Annotated in this window: 14 protein-coding genes; 2 read left to right on the forward strand and 12 right to left on the reverse strand. The window is 48.9% G+C overall.

Translation table 11 applies throughout. The annotated features are described in order from the left end of the window. Positions 1-60: 60 nt before the first annotated feature. From EDM52_RS05190 to EDM52_RS05235, 11 genes are all read right to left on the reverse strand, one after another. Positions 61-3,759, reverse strand: coding sequence for an ABC transporter permease (locus EDM52_RS05190; RefSeq protein ID WP_245996524.1), 3,699 nt, complete (start codon positions 3,757-3,759; stop codon positions 61-63). A 323-nt stretch (positions 3,760-4,082) separates the two neighbouring features. After that, entirely contained in the window at positions 4,083-4,973 is an 891-nt protein-coding gene (locus tag EDM52_RS05195; protein WP_122907974.1) for an S-layer homology domain-containing protein, read from the reverse strand. 16 nt (positions 4,974-4,989) lie between these two features. Next, positions 4,990-5,376 carry a thioredoxin family protein gene (locus EDM52_RS05200; protein WP_245996528.1) on the reverse strand — a complete coding sequence of 129 codons (387 nt, stop codon included), beginning with the start codon at positions 5,374-5,376 and terminating at the stop codon, positions 4,990-4,992. Between the two features lie 150 nt (positions 5,377-5,526). Next, complete coding sequence (locus EDM52_RS05205; RefSeq protein ID WP_057134147.1) at positions 5,527-6,054, reverse strand: YwgA family protein; 528 nt, start codon at positions 6,052-6,054, stop codon at positions 5,527-5,529. Next, positions 6,017-7,342 (reverse strand): HD domain-containing protein, encoded by a 1,326-nt coding sequence (locus EDM52_RS05210; RefSeq protein WP_122907975.1) that lies wholly within the window; start codon positions 7,340-7,342, stop codon positions 6,017-6,019. Before EDM52_RS05210 ends, EDM52_RS05205 begins: the two co-directional genes overlap by 38 nt. Before the next feature lie 178 nt (positions 7,343-7,520). Next, entirely contained in the window at positions 7,521-10,631 is a 3,111-nt protein-coding gene (locus tag EDM52_RS05215) for an efflux RND transporter permease subunit (protein ID WP_122907976.1), read from the reverse strand. Continuing rightward, complete coding sequence (locus EDM52_RS05220; protein ID WP_122907977.1) at positions 10,628-11,863, reverse strand: efflux RND transporter periplasmic adaptor subunit; 1,236 nt, start codon at positions 11,861-11,863, stop codon at positions 10,628-10,630. Before EDM52_RS05220 ends, EDM52_RS05215 begins: the two co-directional genes overlap by 4 nt. Before the next feature lie 36 nt (positions 11,864-11,899). After that, positions 11,900-12,532 (reverse strand): TetR/AcrR family transcriptional regulator, encoded by a 633-nt coding sequence (locus EDM52_RS05225; protein ID WP_245996529.1) that lies wholly within the window; start codon positions 12,530-12,532, stop codon positions 11,900-11,902. Between the two features lie 148 nt (positions 12,533-12,680). Then, entirely contained in the window at positions 12,681-13,637 is a 957-nt protein-coding gene (locus tag EDM52_RS05230) for an RluA family pseudouridine synthase (protein WP_122908126.1), read from the reverse strand. 114 nt (positions 13,638-13,751) lie between these two features. Beyond that, positions 13,752-13,922: a hypothetical protein gene (locus EDM52_RS24505; RefSeq protein ID WP_183184839.1), complete on the reverse strand. Its 171-nt coding sequence runs from the start codon at positions 13,920-13,922 to the stop codon at positions 13,752-13,754. Positions 13,923-14,283: 361 nt separating this feature from the next. Next, positions 14,284-15,396: an aminopeptidase gene (locus EDM52_RS05235; protein WP_122907978.1), complete on the reverse strand. Its 1,113-nt coding sequence runs from the start codon at positions 15,394-15,396 to the stop codon at positions 14,284-14,286. Positions 15,397-15,997: 601 nt separating this feature from the next. Here EDM52_RS05235 and EDM52_RS05240 point away from each other — a divergent pair. Beyond that, positions 15,998-17,236: an MDR family MFS transporter gene (locus tag EDM52_RS05240; protein ID WP_122907979.1), complete on the forward strand. Its 1,239-nt coding sequence runs from the start codon at positions 15,998-16,000 to the stop codon at positions 17,234-17,236. A gap of 301 nt (positions 17,237-17,537) precedes the next feature. Continuing rightward, positions 17,538-17,753, forward strand: a complete 216-nt coding sequence (locus EDM52_RS05250) for a PLDc N-terminal domain-containing protein (RefSeq protein ID WP_415783043.1) — start codon at positions 17,538-17,540, stop codon at positions 17,751-17,753. Positions 17,754-18,233: 480 nt separating this feature from the next. Here the strand turns inward: EDM52_RS05250 and EDM52_RS05260 are convergent, their stop codons facing one another. Beyond that, positions 18,234-20,891, reverse strand: a complete 2,658-nt coding sequence (locus tag EDM52_RS05260; RefSeq protein ID WP_245996533.1) for a DUF4855 domain-containing protein — start codon at positions 20,889-20,891, stop codon at positions 18,234-18,236. Positions 20,892-20,922: the final 31 nt, after the last annotated feature.

A 20,922-nucleotide genomic window follows, 5' to 3' on the forward strand; every position in this document is an offset into this window, starting at 1 on the left:
CCCCTTAACCGTTTCTTCCACCTCAGAGTAGAAAAAGACAGAATGGGGGTGCAAATAAATTTACTGTGTGGTGTGGTTGCGAATCCCTTGACGCTCCCATGCATTGGCAATAATGCGGAACGGTACGCGATAATCGCCCTGATCGTGGCCTGTCAAATGCTGCTTGGAGGAGTAAGGGTATCCTTTTTCTACGCCGAAGCGGTATTGAACCGAATAGTAGACAGCATAGCTTGAATCCTTCTGGAAGCCTCGCTGTTTGTCTCCCATCAACGGAGTGTCTACCCCGACCTCCCGATTTCCCAGCTTGGTTGCCAGGTACTGGGGACCTCGCCATTGACTTGCGGAAATAGACAGCAAGGAGAGTTGGGATTGGAGCAGTGTCTGCCGTTTGCCGGTCTCCGAGATCCATGCCCTCGCTGACTCAATCACAGGGTATTTCCCACTGACAGGATGACGATGCCTTTCTTGTAGTTCTACCTGTGTCAAAATTCGTTCACCTGCATAGAAGTCGTTGGGCTGGCTATTCGGGTAACGGTCACGTGCATGATATTCCAACCATTCCGCCGTATGATGAATGGAGCCTGTGGCATTGGGCTCAAATACTTCGAAAAAGCGATTGCTTCCTTTTACCGTAATCGTATAGCGTCCTGTCATGCTACGGGTCAAGTTCCCAGGTTCACATGCTTCGTTCTCCTCTTCATCCGTAGAACAGCTCTCATAGGACACATCAAACACAATCTCGTAATCCATGACGATCTGAAACCCGTTTATTTCAGCTTGATACTTGGTGCTTTGCAAGGTCTGTCTCCAAGTGGTTTGCGTCGGCACATGGGTCCCGGTGTACAGGTAATCGCCTCCCCCAGATGCACTGCTTACCTGCCACTGCTGAGGGATTCCTGGACCGGTAACTTTCAGATCCAACATCGCCGGGTTGTAGACAGCCATGCCTTTCGCATCGGCTATCCACTCTGGCTGCGCCGTCACAACGACGTTTTTCATACCTTCACCATTGGCAAATTGTTCGAGCTGGATCTTGTAGACATTGATTTTATCGTTGATTTCTTGCTGTGTGCGCTGGAAGCCTTCGTTGATCTTGCTCTGATCCAGTACAACCTGGATTTTTGCCGGTTCTCGTTCCCATACGCCATCTACGTGCAGCCCCAGCTTTTCGAGCTGCCGTCCGTCGCTGTCGTAAATCTCCAGCCCAATTTCACCACCGTCAAAATCTCCTCCACCCCCTGGCGGCTCAGGCGGTTCGATCACACGAATGACTTTTACTGGCCATGTGGCTCGGTTGTCCGTCCAGATACTCTCATTTTCAGGCTTGTTCCTGGACGGGTTGATATGCGCGATAAAATCCTCTGACTGCTGAGGATATTGGGATGGTATGGTAATGGTCCGCACCTCTCCTGCCTTGAATTGATCGACATCCAACGTAGTTTCCTTGTCAGAGCTTTCCCAACGGACAGCCAGCTTGGTATCATGCACGGTTTTTCCCGCATTTCTCACCTGAAACGTAATGGTAGCCTCGGTTCCGGGCATTTGTGGGTCCTTCGGTGTAATGGTGAAGCTATTCTTGATGACCAGCAAGTTCTCCACATCTGGAGGCTCGCCTACCTGTACGAAAAAGCTTCCATCACAAGTCAGATTAGGTCGGTTGTCAATCCAGCCATTGTCCGTCCAGAAATCGATTTTGTACAGTCCTTCCAAAAACTGATCCGTCTCAGCGTTTTTGGGAAAAGAGAAGAAGTGAGAATGATCGTATTCGTTACTTTCCGATAACCATTTGCTGTTTCTCTTTCGCGACCACTGCTGCGTATCGGGATCAAGCCAATACATGAGAAATTCTGTTTTTTCACGTGTAATGAGTTCCGGTCTGTATCTCTCATTGAAATCACTATGATTCAGTTGTACTGTTTCTCCACGTCCTACTTCCCGTTTCCACAGATAATCTACGCCACCGTATCGAATCATCCCCATCGCTGCGGTGTAGCATTTGGCATCCGACATAATCTCAAATGTTACCTCTGAGATACATCCAATATCAGATACGAATACTAGGTTAACAAGGTCTCCGACATCAAAATCTCTTGGGAGAGTGAGCTGGAAGCTTTGATGGGCTGCTAGCTGTCCCGTCAGTGGAATCTGCCCCGTGCCATGCTGCAGGTACCAGGTGCCAACGGTGTTCCCGGAAAAACTCAGATTCGTTTGGTAGTTGCCTTCTGGTGTTTGAGAAAACGCAGAGATGTATATCGGATCACTGATGCCATTACCGCTAATATCATCTCCATTCGGTGAAAAAGGATGGGGTGGACTGCCGTAAATTTTGAATTTGATCCGCCGCTGTTCCTCAATCGAACACGCGGTATCTTTGACATGAAGGGTCACTTGCCAATTGCACTCCGGCCTGTCCAGCCAATTGGTCCCCTTGTAATTAAGCTTGATTTTATAGGTCTTCCCTTTTTCTAGAAGGACATGGTGCGATTCACGGCCATCGCCGAAAGGGAGCTCCAGCTTCCAGTAAGGTCTCGAGACCAACCGATCTCTTCCATTCACTTCCTCATAGTAGGCAGGCAACGATACGATTTTCCCGTCCGGCCGGGTAACGTCCCACAATACATCAGCTGTTTGGGTCTCGCCATCTGAATCGGTGTATTCAGCCCGAAAGTACACGATCTGCTGCGGCAGCACTTCCAACGTATCCCCATCTCGTGCCTTGGAGCCGTTAATGGTAATAATTGGGCATGATTCTTCACGCGGTTTATCGGATTTGACCTGAAAGGTATTTTCCCAGCAGTCCTTGTCGTCGTCACTTTTGTACACCACTTTATAAGTCCCGGAGCTGCCGAAATAACCTTTTCCACTTTTTCGGTTGTTGCCTGAGCCGATTTCCATGTCAGCGCCGTTCATGATGAAGGTTCCGTTCTTAGCGGCGAACAAGGTGATATCTGCATTTTTTTCTACCAAGATGGGGCTGCCGCCACTGGTTATGGAGGTGTAATCTTTTACGTCATTACCTACGATTTGGAAATCCATTTTCGTGGTGCTTTGGTTGATGGAGCAGGAGGGGGGTGGGTCTGGGTCTGGATTTTCGGGATCGGGAGGTGGGATATCCTCACCTACTGTAAATTGGACGGTATAGGGAGTAGATTGACTAATCGAAGGAGAGCCTTGTCGGGAGCGTAAGTGTCTGTCCGTTATGGTGAATGTTACTTCGTACAGCCCCTCTTCGGTAGGTTTATAGGTATAGGTATGGCTCCATTCAAACGCCTTCGGATTGCTTGTCGCACTCGGCGTCTCCAGGTACCCGCTGTTATCCCTTATTTCTTTGTTTGACTCAAAAAGTTGATATCCCCTCCCTGTTGTTTTATTGATTACTGACATGTGAGTAACAATAATCCCCCGATCATAGTAGGAAAAATCATGGGCTTTGGGGAGGATGGTAACGGTATCGTGGATCTTGAATTTTGTTTGATTGTCTTTGATCCTTACTTCACCTGTGGGTCGTTGTGTCGTCCGGAAATGACCAAAGGATATATAACCATTTCCTCTTGGAACGAGGTTGTCGCCGATTTCGTACCCGGCTCCTCCTGAGGCTGCGGCTAGTTCTGCTAGGTTGTAGGCGTTGTACCCATTAAATCCTGGTTCGTCTATTGCATCAACCCAGCTACTAAAAACATTCGCTTCTCCTCCCCCTAGAATATAGGCAGGATTACCACCGAAGCGATTTACCCAGTATGATGCCTCATTAATATCCACATAGTACCAACCTCGATCTGTTTTTCCATCATAATCTGAAAATCCAAGCACCGTTGAGTGATCTTTTTCACCGTCAACTTCAATTTCAGAAATATGAGCACCTAAGTATCCAGGAATCCTCTGAATAGTAAGTTTCGTGTAGCCGTTTTTTGGTACAAGCTCTTTGTGAGTACCTACTGAAGCCAATCTGATATTATGTTCATTCGCTGCTTGTACAAAAATCTGGAATTCCCCTACTATAATGCAATACATAAAAATGAAAGTCAAAAAATGAATTAAGTAACTACGAGTACTCTTTACATATATCATTGAAATATGTCTTCCTATTCAGATTTAGAAAACTGCTGTGTTTTATTTAATCTTTCCAGAGTATTCATATCCAAATAATGATAAACAGCTGCAATAGTGTAGTCTAAGTTATTTGTAGCTGCAAAACTTATGGCTCTTAAATTACTTACTTTAACCCTAAATTTTTCTCCATTTGAATAACTTAATAATTTGTTGTCTTTATCAAATAACTTGGCATTAAGATCAAGTAACTTTTCTCCTGTGGGTACCACTCCCATCAAATAACCATCCACAACCTTCAAACTCTTATGAAACTCAAGTGCATACTTCTCTCCCAACTCTATCTCATACTTATCCTGCCACATCTTTCTTAGAATTACGGCTGCATCTGACCTAGTCACCGGTAGATCCTCTCGAAACTTCGGTTGCCCATGTGGTGCCGGGTCCATCCACCCCCAAGTCACGAGCGCCCCCGTATTCGTAAACCCTTTATCCTTCACTCCCCGATACGGCTTCCATGCATTAAACACCAACAAGGCCGTTTCTTCCTTGGTCAACAGCTTATCCGGATTAATCTCCACATCCGTCAATATCCCCGCTTTTTGCGCTCGTTCATAGGTTGCTTTTGCCCAATGTCCTTGTGGCAATTGTGAAACAGGCTCCCCATCTTTCAGACCTCGAATGGTGACCAGACTGGATACAAATTGTCCCTGCGTGATTTGCTTTTCCCCGTGAAACTGACCATCTGCGTACTTCCACATGTATCCCTTCAACAAAGCGAATTCTACAGCTCCCTTTTCAGGGGTGGCTGAATAATTGGCAGTCAGCGGTTCGGCGGCTATTGCTTCAGAGATTGGTAGGATCATGGGTCCAACCATAAAAGCTGTGATCAGCATACTGGATAGAATGACATGCAGGCGTTTCATCTTCTGCACCTTCCTTTTAATTATTGGATACCGTCCCATTCCTCGATAAAAACGTTTCAAATGAATGCTCAGGAACATCCCCTTCCAATTTGTCAACGACCTCGCCTTCCCTCACCACAAACACCGTGGGCGTCACCACAGCCCCCATCTCCTGCGCAATCGCAAATTGATCATCCTGCAAGACATCCAATCGCTCGATCCCCCAGCCGGGATGTTCATTCAAAAATGCAGCAGACACTTTTTCAAAGGTAGGCTTGAAGCTGGAGCAATACCCGCAGCTGTCACTGTAGACATAGACGATTTTGTTCGGACTGGCGGCCCTGGCGCTCAACAGCACCGCAATCATCACACAAGCTGCTGCCAAAGAAATCACCCATAGCCACTTATGCTTGAAAATGGCCAAAACCCTTCACTCCCTCCAAAAGATAAGAACAGTGGTAGTGCCCCCTGCCTCCCTATTCTCTCTCTTTTGGTTGAGACAAAAAAAGACGTAGCAAACTGTGGTGAGTTTGTACGTCATGTATGGCAAATATTCATTTTCCTGCATTCACTTCTACATCAAAGGCGTACCAGCATCTTTGTTCATCAGAGCCTTCAGCTCTTCCACAAAATCCTGGCCTTTTGCGATTTCCTCTTCAGTATAGCGCTGCTTGCTTTTGAAGGTAAATATCTTTGCCTTCATCTCTTCATAAGGCAAGTGATGAAAATACAGAATGGTCGAAACAAGCTCCAGAAAACGGGAATTCTCCTCGTTCATCCTTTTGATCACTCGCTCCCCAAGACCAAAATCCACCTCGTGGAAGCGAAGAAACTCATGCCCGGAGTCATTCAAAGTATAGCGATACATGTGAATAGCACCCTTGCTCTCCATTTGCTCGTCCAATAGCCCCATATTGCACAGCTCGTCCACGCGCAGGGTCAATTCCTCTGAATAGGGTCCGTACATATGAAACTCGTAACGCTCGTCAAAATCCAGATTGAGATGCTTTCCTATGTACACCATCTTCTGCAATTTTTTTCGACCGCTCACTTCGCCCGCAATCTCAATCAGGCGAATAATCTTGGCGTGACGCCCCAACATTTTCCATCACTCCCAGACGTTCTCGAATCTTTTGGGAGAGGTCCCCCGGCAATGCCATCACTTTATCCATTGGAAAGTATAATTTGTAGTCAAAGCGCCGCTTTCCACTGATCGCCTGTACGATCTCCGACTTCGTAGACAGCTCTACAAGATCTCCCGAGGGCATCTGGAGCATGATCGGTATTCGCTCCTCCTCATCGCCGGCACGGTAAAAATCATAGGGCAGATCCGAGGTCGTGTCCACCTCCAAATAATAGGCAGGATCGATCCCGGCTTTCTCAAACAGCTCTTTTAATTCCGGAAGCAAATGAAAATCCCTCGAATTAAATTCGACGTATTTATACAGATTCCTGTCCAAAAATCGTGCGCAAAGATCTTTTAAAATCGGGTCCTTCTCCTTGCGCCACATCTGCATGTAAAACAGGATGACAGACTCGTCGAGGGCCAGATAGTCAGCCAATTCTACCTTGTCTTGCAGAAAGGGCAAAAGCATCAGTGGCTCTTGGTGAAACGCATAGCCTTGTTCGAACAAGACCTTGGCACGCTGAAAAATCTTGCGGAGCACGACTTCGCCGCTGCGTGTCACCGGATGAAAATAGACCTGCCAGTACATCTGGTAGCGCGACATGATGTAATCCTCAACTGCATGCATGCCGCTAAACTTGAAGACGATCCCGTCCTCTTGTGGACGCATGACGCGCAAAATCCGCTCAATCTCAAAATTCCCGTAATTGACTCCCGTATAATACGCATCCCGCAGCAAATAATCCATCCGATCGGCATCCAGCTGGCTGGAGATCAGACTGACGATCAGCTTGTTGTCATAGGTTTTCGCGATAACCTCTGCCAGCTTTTTGGGGAAGTCCTCATCGATCCGGCGCAAAATGCGATTGATCTGGGTATCCCCGAGCAAGATCGCCCGCGTCCAGTCCTCATGATGATAACGAAACACCTTTTCAAAGGAGTGAGAAAACGGCCCATGCCCTACATCGTGCAATAAAGCTGCACACAGGCAGAGCAGCTTCTCCTCGTACGTCAGATGAATGCGTCCCTCAAATGTATCGAGAATTCGACGCATCAGCTCGTAGACACCAAGAGAGTGGTTAAATCGACTGTGTTCGCCGCCGTGGAAGGTGAAAAAGCTGGTGCCCAGTTGCTTGATCCTGCGTAGCCGCTGAAACTCGGCGGAGTTGATCAAATCCCAAATATATTGATCCCTAACATGTACATAACGGTGAACAGGGTCTTTAAATACTTTCTCTTCTTCAAGTAGCAGGGGCTTTAGCATCTGGACACTCCTTTCTATTCCCTGATGTCTTACTCTTCCACTCTAGTAGATGCTCCTATCATACCACACCCCTTTCAAGTGCGAAAATGCACGGGTGAAGGAGATTCAAACAGGAAAAAAGCCCCCCATGATTGGAGGGCTCCAACAAATCTTTTACCTCTATCGGCTAACGTAAGGTCTACTCGAGCTCCATTCCCGGCCCGTATAAATCCGGACGCTTTGCCGCTTTTTTCGCCTGCCTTTTCAATTTCCGCTGCATGAGCACGGTGTAGAAAGAGGGAACGACAATCAACGTCAAAAGCGTAGAGAACAGCAGCCCTGAGATAATCGTGATAGCAAGGGGCTGGAACAGTACATCACCGGAAATGGCAAGGGGCGTCAAACCCGCAACCGCCGTCAGTGAGGTGAGCAGGATCGGACGCAGACGCGCTTCACCAGCCTGAATCACCGCTTGCTTCAATTCAGCTCCCGCATGGCGTGCTTCTTCGATGAACTCGATAAACACGATCCCGTTGCGAACCACAATTCCTGCCAGCGAGATGACTCCCATCATCGTCATAAACCCTAACGGTGTCTGGGTCACAAACAACCCGATCAGGCTGCCAGACACAGCCAGATACACCGTACTCATCACGAGAACAGGTATCGTCAGCGAGTAGAATTGCATCGCGATCAAAATGAGGATCAAAAACACGACCAAGACGGAGAGTTTGCCCATACTGATAAAAATATCCGTCTGCTCCGAGGTTTCTCCGCCGATCTCATAGCGGTAGCCCTCCGGCATTTCCAGTGATTGCAGAATCGGGGTAAGCTCTGTCATCACCTCTGTTGCCGTACGCCCCTTCAGCTCACTGGAAATCGTCACGCTGCGCGACAAATTACGATGAGGAATAGCCTGTGTGCTAAACGTTGGTTTCACTTCCGCCAATTGCGCGAGCGGGATCAATTCTCCGCGAGCATTGGCCACGCTTAGGCGCTGGAATAACAACGACGGGTCCTCTTCCTCTTTTTGCAAAAACAGCTTCATATCGATCAGTTCTGTACCGTCGTCAAATTGGCTGACGGTAAGCCCTTCGCTCACCAGACGAAGCGTTTGCGACAGCGTGTTGTAGTTGACCAGCTTTTGCTCCATGACGTCCTGATTCACGACAAACTCCAGCGCATAGCGCTCAATGCCGAAGTTATCCTGAACGTCGTAGGTTCCAGCAATTTTGGCTACCTGGTTCTTCACCTGCTCAGACAGCGAGCGCAGCGTTTCAAGGTCTTCCCCGTATACGCGAATCACAACCGGCTTGCCTACAGGCGGCCCCGCTTCCAATTCTTCCGGCAAGATACTGGCCTCCGGGTATATTTTTTTGAATTCCTCTGTCCACGGTTCCAGCATATCTTTCATTTTTACCTGCTTGTTGTCGTAGCGTACAACCAGCTGACCAATCGTAATACCGGTTCCCGCGTCCGTATCGCCACCAAACATTTTCGGCGCACTACCGCCCGCATAGGAAGCTACAGATTCAATACCCGGCTGCTTCATAATCCAGTCCGATACACTGCGAACGACCCGATCCGTTTCTTCAATGCTGTTCCCCACAGGAACGCGAATATTGACCAAAAACTGAGGGCGATCATCCTTGGGGAACAGCTCGATCGGCGTCAAAGGAATCAAGCCGTAGGCCGCTGTACCGATCAGAACACCGACCATCCCCGATAACAAAGGACGCTTCAGGATTCTTGGCATCATGCGTCCAGCGTACCATTTCGTCAGCAAAGCCAGTTCTTTTCCGAGCAGTCCAGGCGGCTTGCTGTAGCTGCTGCTATCCTTCTTGCGCCTTTGCTCATGCCACTGTCTAAAAATCGGGATGATGGTCAACGACATGACCATCGATGCCAACATCGTCAGTGAGATGATAGCTGGAACCGGGCGAATAAACTGCCCGACGTTGCCATCCAAAAACATCAGGGGAGCAAACGAAGCGATGGTCGCCAAGGTAGCGGTCACAATCGAAATCGATACTTCATTTGCACCTTTGACGGCTGCTTGCATCGGCGTTTCACCGAGAACAAATCTTCGTCGCTCAATGTTGTCGTTTACGACCACCGCGTCATCTACGAGAATTCCCAGCACGATAATCAGCGAAACAATCGAAATCATGTTGAGTGTAATGCCCAGCCCAGGCAAAAACATCATCCCGACTGCAAGGGAGATTGGAATGGCGAGAGCCACCACGAAAGATGTGACAAGGTTCAACCCAAGTGTACAAATCAGCAGCACCGCTGCTACTGCAATCATCATTTCTTTCGTCAGGTCGCCAAACAAGTCATCTACCCGTTCCTTCTGACTGTAAATGGAGTGTTTTTCTGCCCAGACTGGAAGTGATTTTTCCAGTGTTGCCATCATTTCGTCTACGTTCTTTTGCAGGGAAGGAACATCGCTGCCCGTCTCCGCATTGATGCTGATCGTAAGCGATGGCTTGCCATTGAAATAGGAGGTGGATTTGATCGACTCTGTCGTCAATCTCACGTTTCCGATATCCCTCAAATATACAGGAGAGCCGTCCGGAGCACGTGCAATCAAAATGCGGTTCAGCTCTTCGATATCAGCAAATTCCGCCAGCTTCAGCTGATAGGTGCGATTGTGGCTGGTCAAATCGCCGACCGGGACTCTTTCATTCTCCGCTTTGACAGCCATCATTACCTGACTCCAGTTGATTCCATACTGACTCAGCTTTTGGGTATCCACTTCGATCCTTACTTCCTGTTCTGGCAGGCCCATGATCGTCACATCGGCGACGTTGGGAATGGTTCGAAGCTGTCCTTTCCACGATTCCATCATGGAACGCAGGCTGTACAATTCCTCTGTCGTCTCCGCAGTTACCGCCAGGCTTTGGACAAAGGTACGGTTTAAATCGTCATTGATGATCGGCTGCTTTGCGTCAGCAGGCAAATCGGCTTCAGCGTCCTTCACCTTTTTTCTCAGCTCATCCCATTTTTGCTTGGGATCGACGTCGCTTTTGGTCTCTACCAGAATCGAAGAAACCCCAAGCATGGACGTGGAGGATATATAGTTGAGACCCTGGATTTCATTGATCTTCTCTTCCAGCTTTTTCGTGACTGTCTGCTCAACCTTTTCCGGCGAGGCTCCCGGATAGATCGTGGTGACCGTAGCTACATTGACGATGATGTCCGGCATCTCCTGTCTGGGCAGTTGAAAAAAGCTGAGAAAACCGACAAGCACGAGCATCACAAAAAACAGCAAGGTAATTTTGCGCTTGCGGACGATGTACTGGATCACTGCGGGGTACCTCCCATCGTCTCTACGGCATCACCGTCGAATAAACGGTCAACACCTTTGACGATCAACTGCTCTCCTTCCGTCAATCCACTGCGTATCTCCAGCTTGTTGCTGACGATTCGCCCAATTTCGACATTGGTTTTCACGGCCTTGCCGTCTTTGATCAGAAAAACATGTGCGTTATCCTTGCCTCTGCTGATCACAGACTCCACCGGAACGTAGATGCCCGCTGCCACATCGATAGGTTTGATCGCCTTTACCACCTGACCGGCAAACCAGTCATGTGCCGGGTTTTCGATCTGCACCTCGACCCCGATGGTTCCTGTGCTCTTGTTGGTGGTTGGGTAAATGTTGACCACTTTCCCGTCTCTTTTTTGCCCATACAAGTCAAAGGTAATGACCTCTCCTACCTTCCAATTGGCTATTTCCCGGTCTGGTACAGGCAGTACAACTTTCAACTGATCGATGTTGCCCACCTGGTAGATGGGCGTTCCCGGGCTAACCAGATTGCCTGCCGATGAGAGCTTGGCGAGAATGGTTCCATGGATGGGAGAGTGAAGATTGGTTTTAGCCAACGTATTCGATGCCGTTTCCTGGGAGACAACAGCATGCTGATAGCTGGCCTGACTCAGATTCTTATCCTCTGCTCTCGCTCCCTGCGTGATCATCGAGTACGCTTGCTTGGCATTCTCCAGGTCTTTTTGTGCGATACTCAAGCGATTTTGCATATTTTCAAAATCACTTTTGGAAATTGCCTTTTCCTGATAGAGCTTTTCAATCCGCTGGAAATCCTCCTGAGCCTGTTCGAAGGCAATTGTCGCTTTTTCTACCACCAACACCGCCTGCGTCACCTCTTGCTCACGAGCGCCATTCTGCACCTTGTTCATGCTTGCTGCACTTTGCTGAACAACAGCGTTGGAAGCAGCTACCTGCAGCTCGTAATCCTTGTCGTTGACACGTGCCAGCAGATCGCCTGCCTTCACATTGTCGCCTTCGTTTCGCTCCAGCTCTACAATGCGTCCCCCTACCTCAAAAGAAACCAGCGCTTCTTCTTTCGGCTGCAAAGTGGCTGATAGCTCGGATACTTGCTGCAGCTGCTCCTTTTTCACCGCTTTGACGACAACTGACTTGGTTTCTTTTTGAAGGAAAGCTGTCTCCTGGGAGTTGCTGCATGCTGTAGTTGCCAGAATTCCAACCATGACAATAGGTATAAGCCAACGTGCTTTTTTCATGGTACACTCCGCTCCTTTTTCAGGTCCATTTTCTATTTAGGTACGGTTCAAAATGCCACCTAGCATGATATCCGTCGTTTCCACAAACAGCTCTTCCTCTGTTACCTTCAGGTCAAACTCAATATGTAATCGATACTTGGCCATAAAAGCGTGAAAGAAAGTGGAGATGAACATAGCGGATACGGACCAGGTGTTGAGAGACAGCGGCAGATGTCCCTGCTCTTGAAAACCCTTCAGCTTGATGTCCAATAGCTCGATGGCAGAGAGGGGCAGGTTGCTGAACAGCTTGCATACTTCCGGATAGTTGTCGCATTCCATCAGGCTGATCATGATCAGTTCTTTTCGATCCACCATCAGCTGATAATACGTACGGCCGTAATCAATCAGCATTTCCCTCAGCTGGCCAAAGTCGCCTTGGAGGCTATTTTCGAGTGGCTTACGCACGTCCAGCATCTCGGACAATAGCTCGACCACAATCCCCTTTTTGTTGGTAAAATGGCGGAAAATCGTCACCTCATTCACGCCTGCCAGCTCGGAAATCTTGCGCGTCGTCGCTCCTTTAAACCCTTTTTGGGCCATCAACTGGCTCGCAGCTGCCAGGATGCGCTGACGTGTTTCCAGTTCTTCACCTTTCCCTTCCAGAGAAACCTGTTTCTTCTGGTCCTCCAACAAACTTCACCTCTTTTTCATGCAAGTACTTACTTTCATCTGAAATTTCCAGAATCAGTATATATCTTTACGCGATGCGTGTAAACACTTGCATGCATATTCCGGTAATTTTTTCACGTGCTTTCAAAAAAAACAGGACTGAATGGGATCAGTCCTGCCTTGCTTCCTGATGAAATTCTGCTTGAATCAGACGTTGCATATCGGGTGGTAAAGGCGCCTCTACCCGGACTTCTTCTTTGGTTAGGGGGTGTTGAAAGGTCAACACCGAGGCATGCAAAGCCTGGCGCCGCATTAAGCCCCTTTTCCCTTCGTATAGGGTATCTCCAGCAAGCGGGTGACCCAAATATTGAAAATGAACGCGAATCTGATGGGTCCGCCCCGTTTCCAGCCAGACTCTGACCAGACTCATGTCCTCCGTCCGGTCTTTGACCGCATAGTGAGTGACAGCAGCATCTCCCCGTTCGGTTACACGTCTTTTCGTGGGGTGTTGAGGATCCCTTCCAATCGGGGCGTCAATCGTGCCCCGGTCTGACTCGACACAACCCATGACGACGGTGAGATATTCGCGATGAATACCACCTTCTCGCAGCAGTCGGTCTGCCAGTTGATGACCGTAGCTGCTTTTGGCGATCAGTATGGCTCCCGTCGTCTCTTTATCCAATCGATGTACCGGATGCACGCTGGTCGACTCCCCTTTTTGCTGAAAAAGAGCTGCCAATGCGTGCACCAATGTATCGTTTTGTTCTGGTTTCAACGGATGCACCATCATTCCTGCCGGCTTGTTGGCAATCAACAGATGGTCGTCCTCAAACAAGATCTCGATCGGTGGAAAAGTGATCACAGGCATGGCGGTTGACTCAATACCAGCAGGCTTCCCGTGGTCGGGTGCAGCCTGCTTTTCCACCACGCGTACCGCAACCTCATCGCCCACTTTTACCTCTCGCTTCAAAAAGGGTTGCTTGCGGTTCAGCAGGATGCCTTTGCTCCTCGTCAGGCGCTGCAGCATCCGACCTGACACGTTCAATTTTTGGCGTACAATCTGCTCGACCGTCATTCCTGCATCTTCTTGTGTAACGATATATTCCAACCAGTCTTTGCGGCTCACGTCTAATCCCTCTGTTCCTTCAATGTAGATGTGACCGCCAAGCTTGTCATCAACGGTCATGACTTCTGACTCTATTGTAGCAAAAGAGCGCAGCAGCATGCTATTTTTCACCTGCTAGTGACTCAAGTAAATATCTTGAAGGGCGCGATCAAAGGATGTAACAGCTTCGCATTGCCCCATCTCCAGCAATTGGGTGACATGCCCTTCGTCAGCGAAAAATTCGATTCCCCACAACCGTCCTGCCACAAAAACATGCAATTTGTCTTTCCATCCCAAGCGGATCATCGGAACAACCTCCTCGACTTATTTTTTAAACTTATTTGTATAATAAGTATATGGTATGGATTGGTATTTTGTAAACATTTTTGTTTATTAAATTAGAAAACTTGGCTACGCCAAGCTTTTGGCGGAGCCTTAGTTGCACTTATACTATCTTCGGCTAATCTTTTTAGCGCTTTAGCGCACTTAAACTTTCCGATAGTATAAAAAAACCCTGATCTTCGTCAGGATCTGTTCTTGCCATACTTTACTTGAGCACGTGAAGCGGTACCTGAATAAACAAAGAAGTTGGCCATTTGGCTTTGGGAAAAGGAAAAAAACCACCATGCTAAGCATGATGGCTGTTCTTTACAGTATTTTGATTCCCTTATCCCTTCAGCTTGTCAGGATTGAGTCCTTCCAGCTCCGGCAGGACAAACAGACCGTCCTTGCGAATCAACACGTCGTCAAACCAGATCTCTCCGCCGCCGTACTCAGGACGCTGGATATTGACTATATCCCAGTGAATCTGGCTCCGGTTGCCGTTGTCTGCATTGTCGTAGGCGCGCCCCGGTGTAAAATGGAAGCTGCCTGCGATCTTCTCATCGAACAGGGTGTCATTCATCGGATGCAGGATATACGGGTGCACACCAATCGCAAACTCACCGATATAGCGCGCTCCTTCGTCGCTGTCGAGAATTTGATTCAGCTTCTCGGTGTTGTTGGCAGTCGCTTCCACGATTTTGCCCTCTGCGAAAGTAAGCCGCACATTTTCAAACTTGGTGCCCATATAGCTGGTCGCTGTGTTAAATGTAATCGTCCCGTTCACCGAATCACGTACCGGGGCTGTGAAGATCTCGCCATCCGGAATATTGCGAAGTCCGGAGCAGATCACGTTGGGAATATCCTTGATGGAGAAAGCCAGATCCGTTCCCACTCCGACCAGTCGCACCTTGTCTGTCCGATCCATCAGCGCTTTCAGAGGTAAAAAGGCTTCATGCATCTTCTTGTAATCCACGGAGCATACATCAAAATAAAAGTCTTCAAACGCCGCTGAAGACATGTTGGCGCTCTGTGCCATTGCGGCGGTCGGGTAATTGAGCAGCGTCCAGCGACAGTTGTTGATCAGGTAGTCATTCAGCTCCTGCATCACCTTTTGATGGGCACGTCTGCGCTCTACCGGAACATCGGACATTTCGCTGTCATTAGCCGGGCCATTGATCGCGATATACGTATGAACGTCCTTGAACATAGGCTCTTCCCATTTGGCAAGAACTTCAGCACGCTCGCCACTCGCACCCATCATCAGCTCTCTCTGGATGGTTAGATCGATAATTCGGACAAATGGAAAGGCTCCTTTGGCGTAAGCCTGTTTCACCAGTTCTTTTGCAAGCGCATGCCCTTCCCCGCGCACTTCGATCAACAAGCTTTCTTTTTCCTGCAAACGAACAGAGTGGCTCAATAGATTCTCAGCCAGTTTGGCAATGCGTGGATCCTGCATATGATCTCCCCCACGTTCCATAGTATTATTAAAAAATATTTTACTGAAATGTTTCCGACTTTTCAATTGTAAAATCGTTTCATCATTCTTTGCTTTCGAAAAAGATTGAAATTTTACTTGCATAAATTGCTATTTGTGGAGTATTCTAATCAACAAGAGTTGACTGTGAAATTAAATTTTAAAAAAGACAGGAGCTGTAACTATGGTTATCTCTGCAGTTTATATGGCTTAGGTAGGGTCTCTTCCCAGAGGCACTGCCTCTGAATGAATACCCTTATACCCTATAGCTAGACTACTGCAGGATGCCTGAACCGCTTCTGTCTTTTTCCCGATATGTTGTGGGAGACGCCAAGGGTGAAGTAGCTCGTTTTTATACCGTGTATAAAAGCAGCTCTTTGTCGCCTTTCTATGGTTGTCTTTGTGACCCACAAAAATCTGATATCGTCGAAAAGCGCAAGCGATGAGAGCTTCAGCCTCTCCCGTTTGCGCTTTTTTTGATGAAAAGGTCAGCACCTCTTACATCGACGTTAGCCCGAATGAGCTTTTCGGTTTCAGGCTACCTGCAGACATTGAAACAGGATGGAATGGAGGAATTCGTGTCATGCAATGGCGTTCGTGGGATTTAAATTTAAAGGTGCGACTGTTCGGTGAACTGATTACGCATACGTTTTTTTGGATGTACTTTCCGTTTATGGCTTTGTTGTTCAGTGATTCATTCGGGAAGGATGTCGCAGGAATCCTGCTGATGATCCCTCCCCTGCTAGGCATATTCTCCAACCTTTTCGCCGGGTATCTGGCTGACCGGATCGGACGAAAACCGACCATGCTGATCTCGCTATTCGTATCTTCCAGCATGTTTGCCTTGTTTGCCTTTTCATGGTCGCCGTGGATAGACTACCTGGCGTTTATCGGAATCGGCGTAGCAGGCTCTCTCTATTGGCCAGCAAGCTCTGCAATGGTCGCTGATTTGACGACCGAAGAAGATCGTCGCGTCGTGTTCGCAACCTTTTATACCGCGATGAACATCGGTGTAGTCGCTGGACCCGTACTGGGCTCGTTCTTCTTTGTTCATTACCGTACAGAATTGCTGATCGCCTGTATGATCATTGAGTTTTTATTTGCGATTACGGTCTTATTCCTGATCAAGGAAACCTTGCCTGCCCACACACGGGAAGAAAAAGCAAAGGAAGGCTTCTCGATCAAAAAGCAATTCCGGAGCTACGTCGTCATTTTCCGAGACAAGGTCTTTGCTCTTTATACGTTGGCTGGTGTTTTCGTTGCGATTGCCTTTATGCAGCTCGACCTGTATATGGCCTTGTATGTAAAAGAAAATGTGATGCAGCAGCCTCTTTTGTCTTGGGGTGACTGGTCCTTCCAGGTTGGCGGTACCAGCGCGTTTGGCTGGCTGATGGGGCTCAATGGCTTGCTTGTGGTTCTGTTTACACTCCCTGTCACGAACTGGTTCCAGCATTGGAGTGACCGGAACAGCCTTGTCGCATCCTCTGTCCTGTACGGCTTTGGCATGTTCATGATGGCATTCACTTCGAATATCTGGCTGTTGTTCGGCTGTATGGTGATTCTGACGCTGGGTGAGCTGATCCGCACACCTGTTGCGCAGAGCTTCGTCAGCAAATACGCGCCGGAAGATGCACGCGGTCAGTACATGGGTGCTTCCTCCCTGCAGTTTTCCATCGGACGATTTATCGCTCCCTTGACGATTGGATTCTCTGCTTGGATGCCGCCAGTTGGTGTGTTTGGGATTATCCTCGGCGTCTCGCTCTTGAGTGCTTGTGTGTATATGTACATGTTCCGCTTGATTCCTGCCAATCAGGAGAGCTAATCTCTCCTGCCGCTGGAACTTATCTGACTTTTATTCGTAGGAATAGATAACCAGTTTAAGGAGGGAGCGCCAATGCGTTACAAAGCGGGAGGTACCACCCTTACATGCCCTTGCTGCCAAAATGATACCTTTGACAAGGATAAACGGCAGTTAAATTCGAGAGGAGCTACTTTCATGGGGCTGGATTGGGCAAATAAAGTAGCGACGATTCTGGTTTGCACACGCTGTTCGTATATCTCCTGGTTCATGGTCGAACCGATGGAGCATTCGCAATCATAATAGAGAATCGAAGGTGATCCACATGATGGAAATGGGTGGTGGTGGCGTATTTTTCGCTTTTTTCCCGATCCTGCTCTTTTTGCTTGTTAACGTCGTCAACATATTCATCAGTATCTGGGCCTATCGCGATTCCCGGAAACGGGGCAACAGCAAGGAATTTTCTTTGATTGTCCTGGTTGCATTACTGTTTTTCCCGATTATTGGACTGATTGTTTATCTGGTTATTCGGAAGGATTAAGGCAGGTATAGACATCATCACCCTCCATTTTTCTTGACGTTTGGGAATAATCCCGTATATGTTTCTATCGAGCAAGAAAAGCTATTGGAGGTGTTTTGATGTACTTCCTAAGGATTCACTTGCCTCGTATCTTACTTTCATTGATTTTCATCGGTGCGGGATTTAACGGTTGGGTCGTGATTCTTGGTTTTGATCCCATTTTTCCTACCAGCCCCGATCCTGGCGATTTTTGCACCCATTGTCGTAAACATTCTGCTTTTTCACATCTTTGATGACCCTTCCTTATTGCCCTTGGCGATCGTTGTCTCTTGGTTGGAGGCGTATTTGCTCTGGATATACAAGGGCCACTTCAAAGGATTGCTCGATAGAAAAGGAAAGTATCCTATGTAGCTGTGCGACCTCTCACGAGAGGGGATTTCTATCGTCACCAAAAAGAGCCTGTTCCCCACACGGAGAATCAGGCTCTTTCCTATTATCTTACTACGGCATCACGTTATCATCCATAAATTCTACCCGGTCATAGCGTCCACGCATCCACTTGTAGGTGTCATCATAGATGGCACGGATCGCTTCGTCCTTGCTGCGGACAGCGTTGAGCAGCGTTTTGGAGCCGTAATAATAAGCGTGTACATTATTTTTGTCCATTCCCGCTTTGTGGGTAGCGGTCAACTGGTTGTAGTAGAGCTGGTAGAACTTCGGATCGTTGTACATTTTGTGGTCGCCTTCGATCTCGATATCCATCCCGTACTTCTGCACAGCGTCCAGCACACCCTCGATCCGTTCGATGGTGACAGGCTTGTCGCTGTAGTAGTTGGGCTGCAGGAAAGCGCGGTCGAAATAGAGACTTTTCCACTCTTCCACACCTGGCGCCCCAAAGTACGGAATCCAATAGAAGCGAAGGGCTTCATCATGAACCATGCTCGCGGTGCTGCGAATCAGCTCCCGTTCTTTTGGGGCACTATCTTCAATCAGCTCGTGGAACCAGTAGATGCCATCGAGATGCAGATAGCTGTAGCCCGCTTTGTTCCAGCGCTTCTGCAGCTCATCGAAATACCATTCAACGGCCTTTTTGCGGTTTTCAAAAGCCATCTGCTCACCGATTCCGGCAGGGTTGAACGAGAGCGACTTCGTTTCCCCTGGCAGTACACCAAAATCCTTCTGGTTAGCATTGGGATACGGAATCGCCAAAACCACATTTTCCTTCGTAGGCGTGCTGTACAAGGTTCCTCGCAAACGATTGTATTCGCGCATGGCACTGTTCAAGGCATCCAGCTGTCTGCCCATGCGGAACAGATCGTTGAGATAGCTATTCCAGCTGTCTCGAGTGGCTGGCATGGTTTGGTACGGCAACAGCAGCACAGTGTCAAACATCTGGTCGCGCATATAGCCATCCTGCGTCAAATAACCGACCATTGGCAGGAAGTCTTCCTGGGTCCAGGTTCCCAGATCATCATGCATGCCGGTGTAAGCAAGCAGCATATTTTCAACGGGGCGTCTGGTCTGTTCGTTATCGATGGGCTGTGTCAGGTTGAGCGGTGGAAGCAAGACTACGCCATCCGCACTCCCTGCCGCTGCATCCTTCGCCCATACCTCCAGCTGGCGGGCAAAGACGAATACCTTCACTGGAAAGGTAACCCGTACATAGCGCGCTTCCAGCTCGGGCAGCGTCACAGCGAGCGTGCGCGTCACCATTTTTTCCTCGGAAGCTGGAACGTCGTGGAGGGCTTTCCCCGCGTAGGACCATGACTTGCCATCCTGGGATACCTCAACCTCCATCGATGGCGGCAAAGTAATCCCTGAGGTTTTGCGTTGCTGGAAGGTGAGGGTGACACGTTCGACCGCCTTGCCCTCTGGCAGTGCTACGGTGGCCTTGCGCCCGTACTGACGGTTGAAGCCTGTCCATTCCTCGGAGACAGCAGACAAACCGCCAACTGGTCCTGGATATTGCTTCTCTACTTCACTAAAATAGTTGTCGGCAGGACCCACGGTTTTCACCGATGTGAAGCTTTCCGGCGCAATATTGACCAAACCTGCTTCCTCTGCCGGAGCAGCCTCTTCCGTAGCCTGTTCTTCCTCCGACTCCCGCGTTCCGGTGACTTCAGTTGCTGCTTCTGGCTTTTGCTGCTCTTCTTTTTCCTGTGGCTCATCAGGAGCAGATACGGCTGCTTGCGTGATCTGTACCGGAATCGTCACCGTATGAAAGCCGAGCGTGACCGTCACATTGCCTGTCCCGACAGTCGGCCCCGCTACGAAGGTGCCATCCGGCATGATCGCACCGAGCTCCGGTCTGTCAAACGCAAAAACAGGGGTGAACGGAAGCTTCTCTCCGTCCTGACTTTTCACAACCAAACGCTCGCTGCTTCCCGCCATGACGTTTAGGCGGTCTGTATTCAATGCAAACTTCGCGTTTTCTGCCTGTTGATACCTCGCATCCAATACGCGCTCTGCGATCACAGCTGCTTCTGCACGTGTAACGATTCCGAGGGGACGAAACGAGCTACTTGCCCCAGTCATCCAACGCTGGTTGGTCACCGTGACGATCGCGTCTTTTGCGTAATCTGCGATCTCCTCAGCATCCTCATAGGTCACGGTACTGGAGGCTGGTGCTGGCTTGATCGAACCCGCTTTCATCAGACGTGTCAAAATTACAGCCAACTCCTGACGAGTAAGCGGATCTGCTCCGCCGAGCTGGTTGTCCGGTCTGCCTTTCAGCACTTCAAGCTCTGCCAATGTGTACACGTACGGAGCGTACGGACTGTCCAACGGCACGTCCTCGTACAACGCTTCGTCTGTACTTTTCGGTTGCATCCCGATGACCTTGCTCAAGAGAACCGCTACATCCTGGCGAGAGATCGGATTTTGCGGGTAAAACTGATCCTCCCCCACACCGCTGATCAAAGAAAGAGAGGCCAACCGGTTGATCGCTTCCTTGGCGTAGCTGTTCTCCACATCCTTGAAGACGATAGGCTGTTCACTCGCAACAGCTTGTGCCTCTACCTCTTCCGTCTGTACTTCCTCTTGTCCCGTTTGTTTTGCCGTACCCTCCGCCGAAATAGGTGCCGCTACCGTCAACAGCATCACCAGTGCCAGACAGGCTGCCACGAATCGGCTTGAATATGCATGATGCCTTTTCCTCACTTTACTCTCTCCTCCCACAAACCCTTCTCTC

Origin of the sequence: Brevibacillus invocatus (genome assembly GCF_003710915.1) — a bacterium.
Lineage (GTDB): Bacteria > Bacillota > Bacilli > Brevibacillales > Brevibacillaceae > Brevibacillus > Brevibacillus invocatus.

What these genes read in the sequence shown, in the direction of transcription:
- EDM52_RS05195 (WP_122907974.1), bottom strand. Translation starts at nt 4,973, where the DNA reads ATGAAACGCCTGCATGTCATTCTATCCAGTATGCTGATCACAGCTTTT.
- EDM52_RS05205 (WP_057134147.1), bottom strand. Translation starts at nt 6,054, where the DNA reads ATGTTGGGGCGTCACGCCAAGATTATTCGCCTGATTGAGATTGCGGGC.
- EDM52_RS05210 (WP_122907975.1), bottom strand. Translation starts at nt 7,342, where the DNA reads ATGCTAAAGCCCCTGCTACTTGAAGAAGAGAAAGTATTTAAAGACCCT.
- EDM52_RS05220 (WP_122907977.1), bottom strand. Translation starts at nt 11,863, where the DNA reads ATGAAAAAAGCACGTTGGCTTATACCTATTGTCATGGTTGGAATTCTG.
- EDM52_RS24505 (WP_183184839.1), bottom strand. Translation starts at nt 13,922, where the DNA reads ATGATCCGCTTGGGATGGAAAGACAAATTGCATGTTTTTGTGGCAGGA.
- EDM52_RS05235 (WP_122907978.1), bottom strand. Translation starts at nt 15,396, where the DNA reads ATGCAGGATCCACGCATTGCCAAACTGGCTGAGAATCTATTGAGCCAC.
- EDM52_RS05240 (WP_122907979.1), top strand. Translation starts at nt 15,998, where the DNA reads ATGCAATGGCGTTCGTGGGATTTAAATTTAAAGGTGCGACTGTTCGGT.
- EDM52_RS05250 (WP_415783043.1), top strand. Translation starts at nt 17,538, where the DNA reads ATGATGGAAATGGGTGGTGGTGGCGTATTTTTCGCTTTTTTCCCGATC.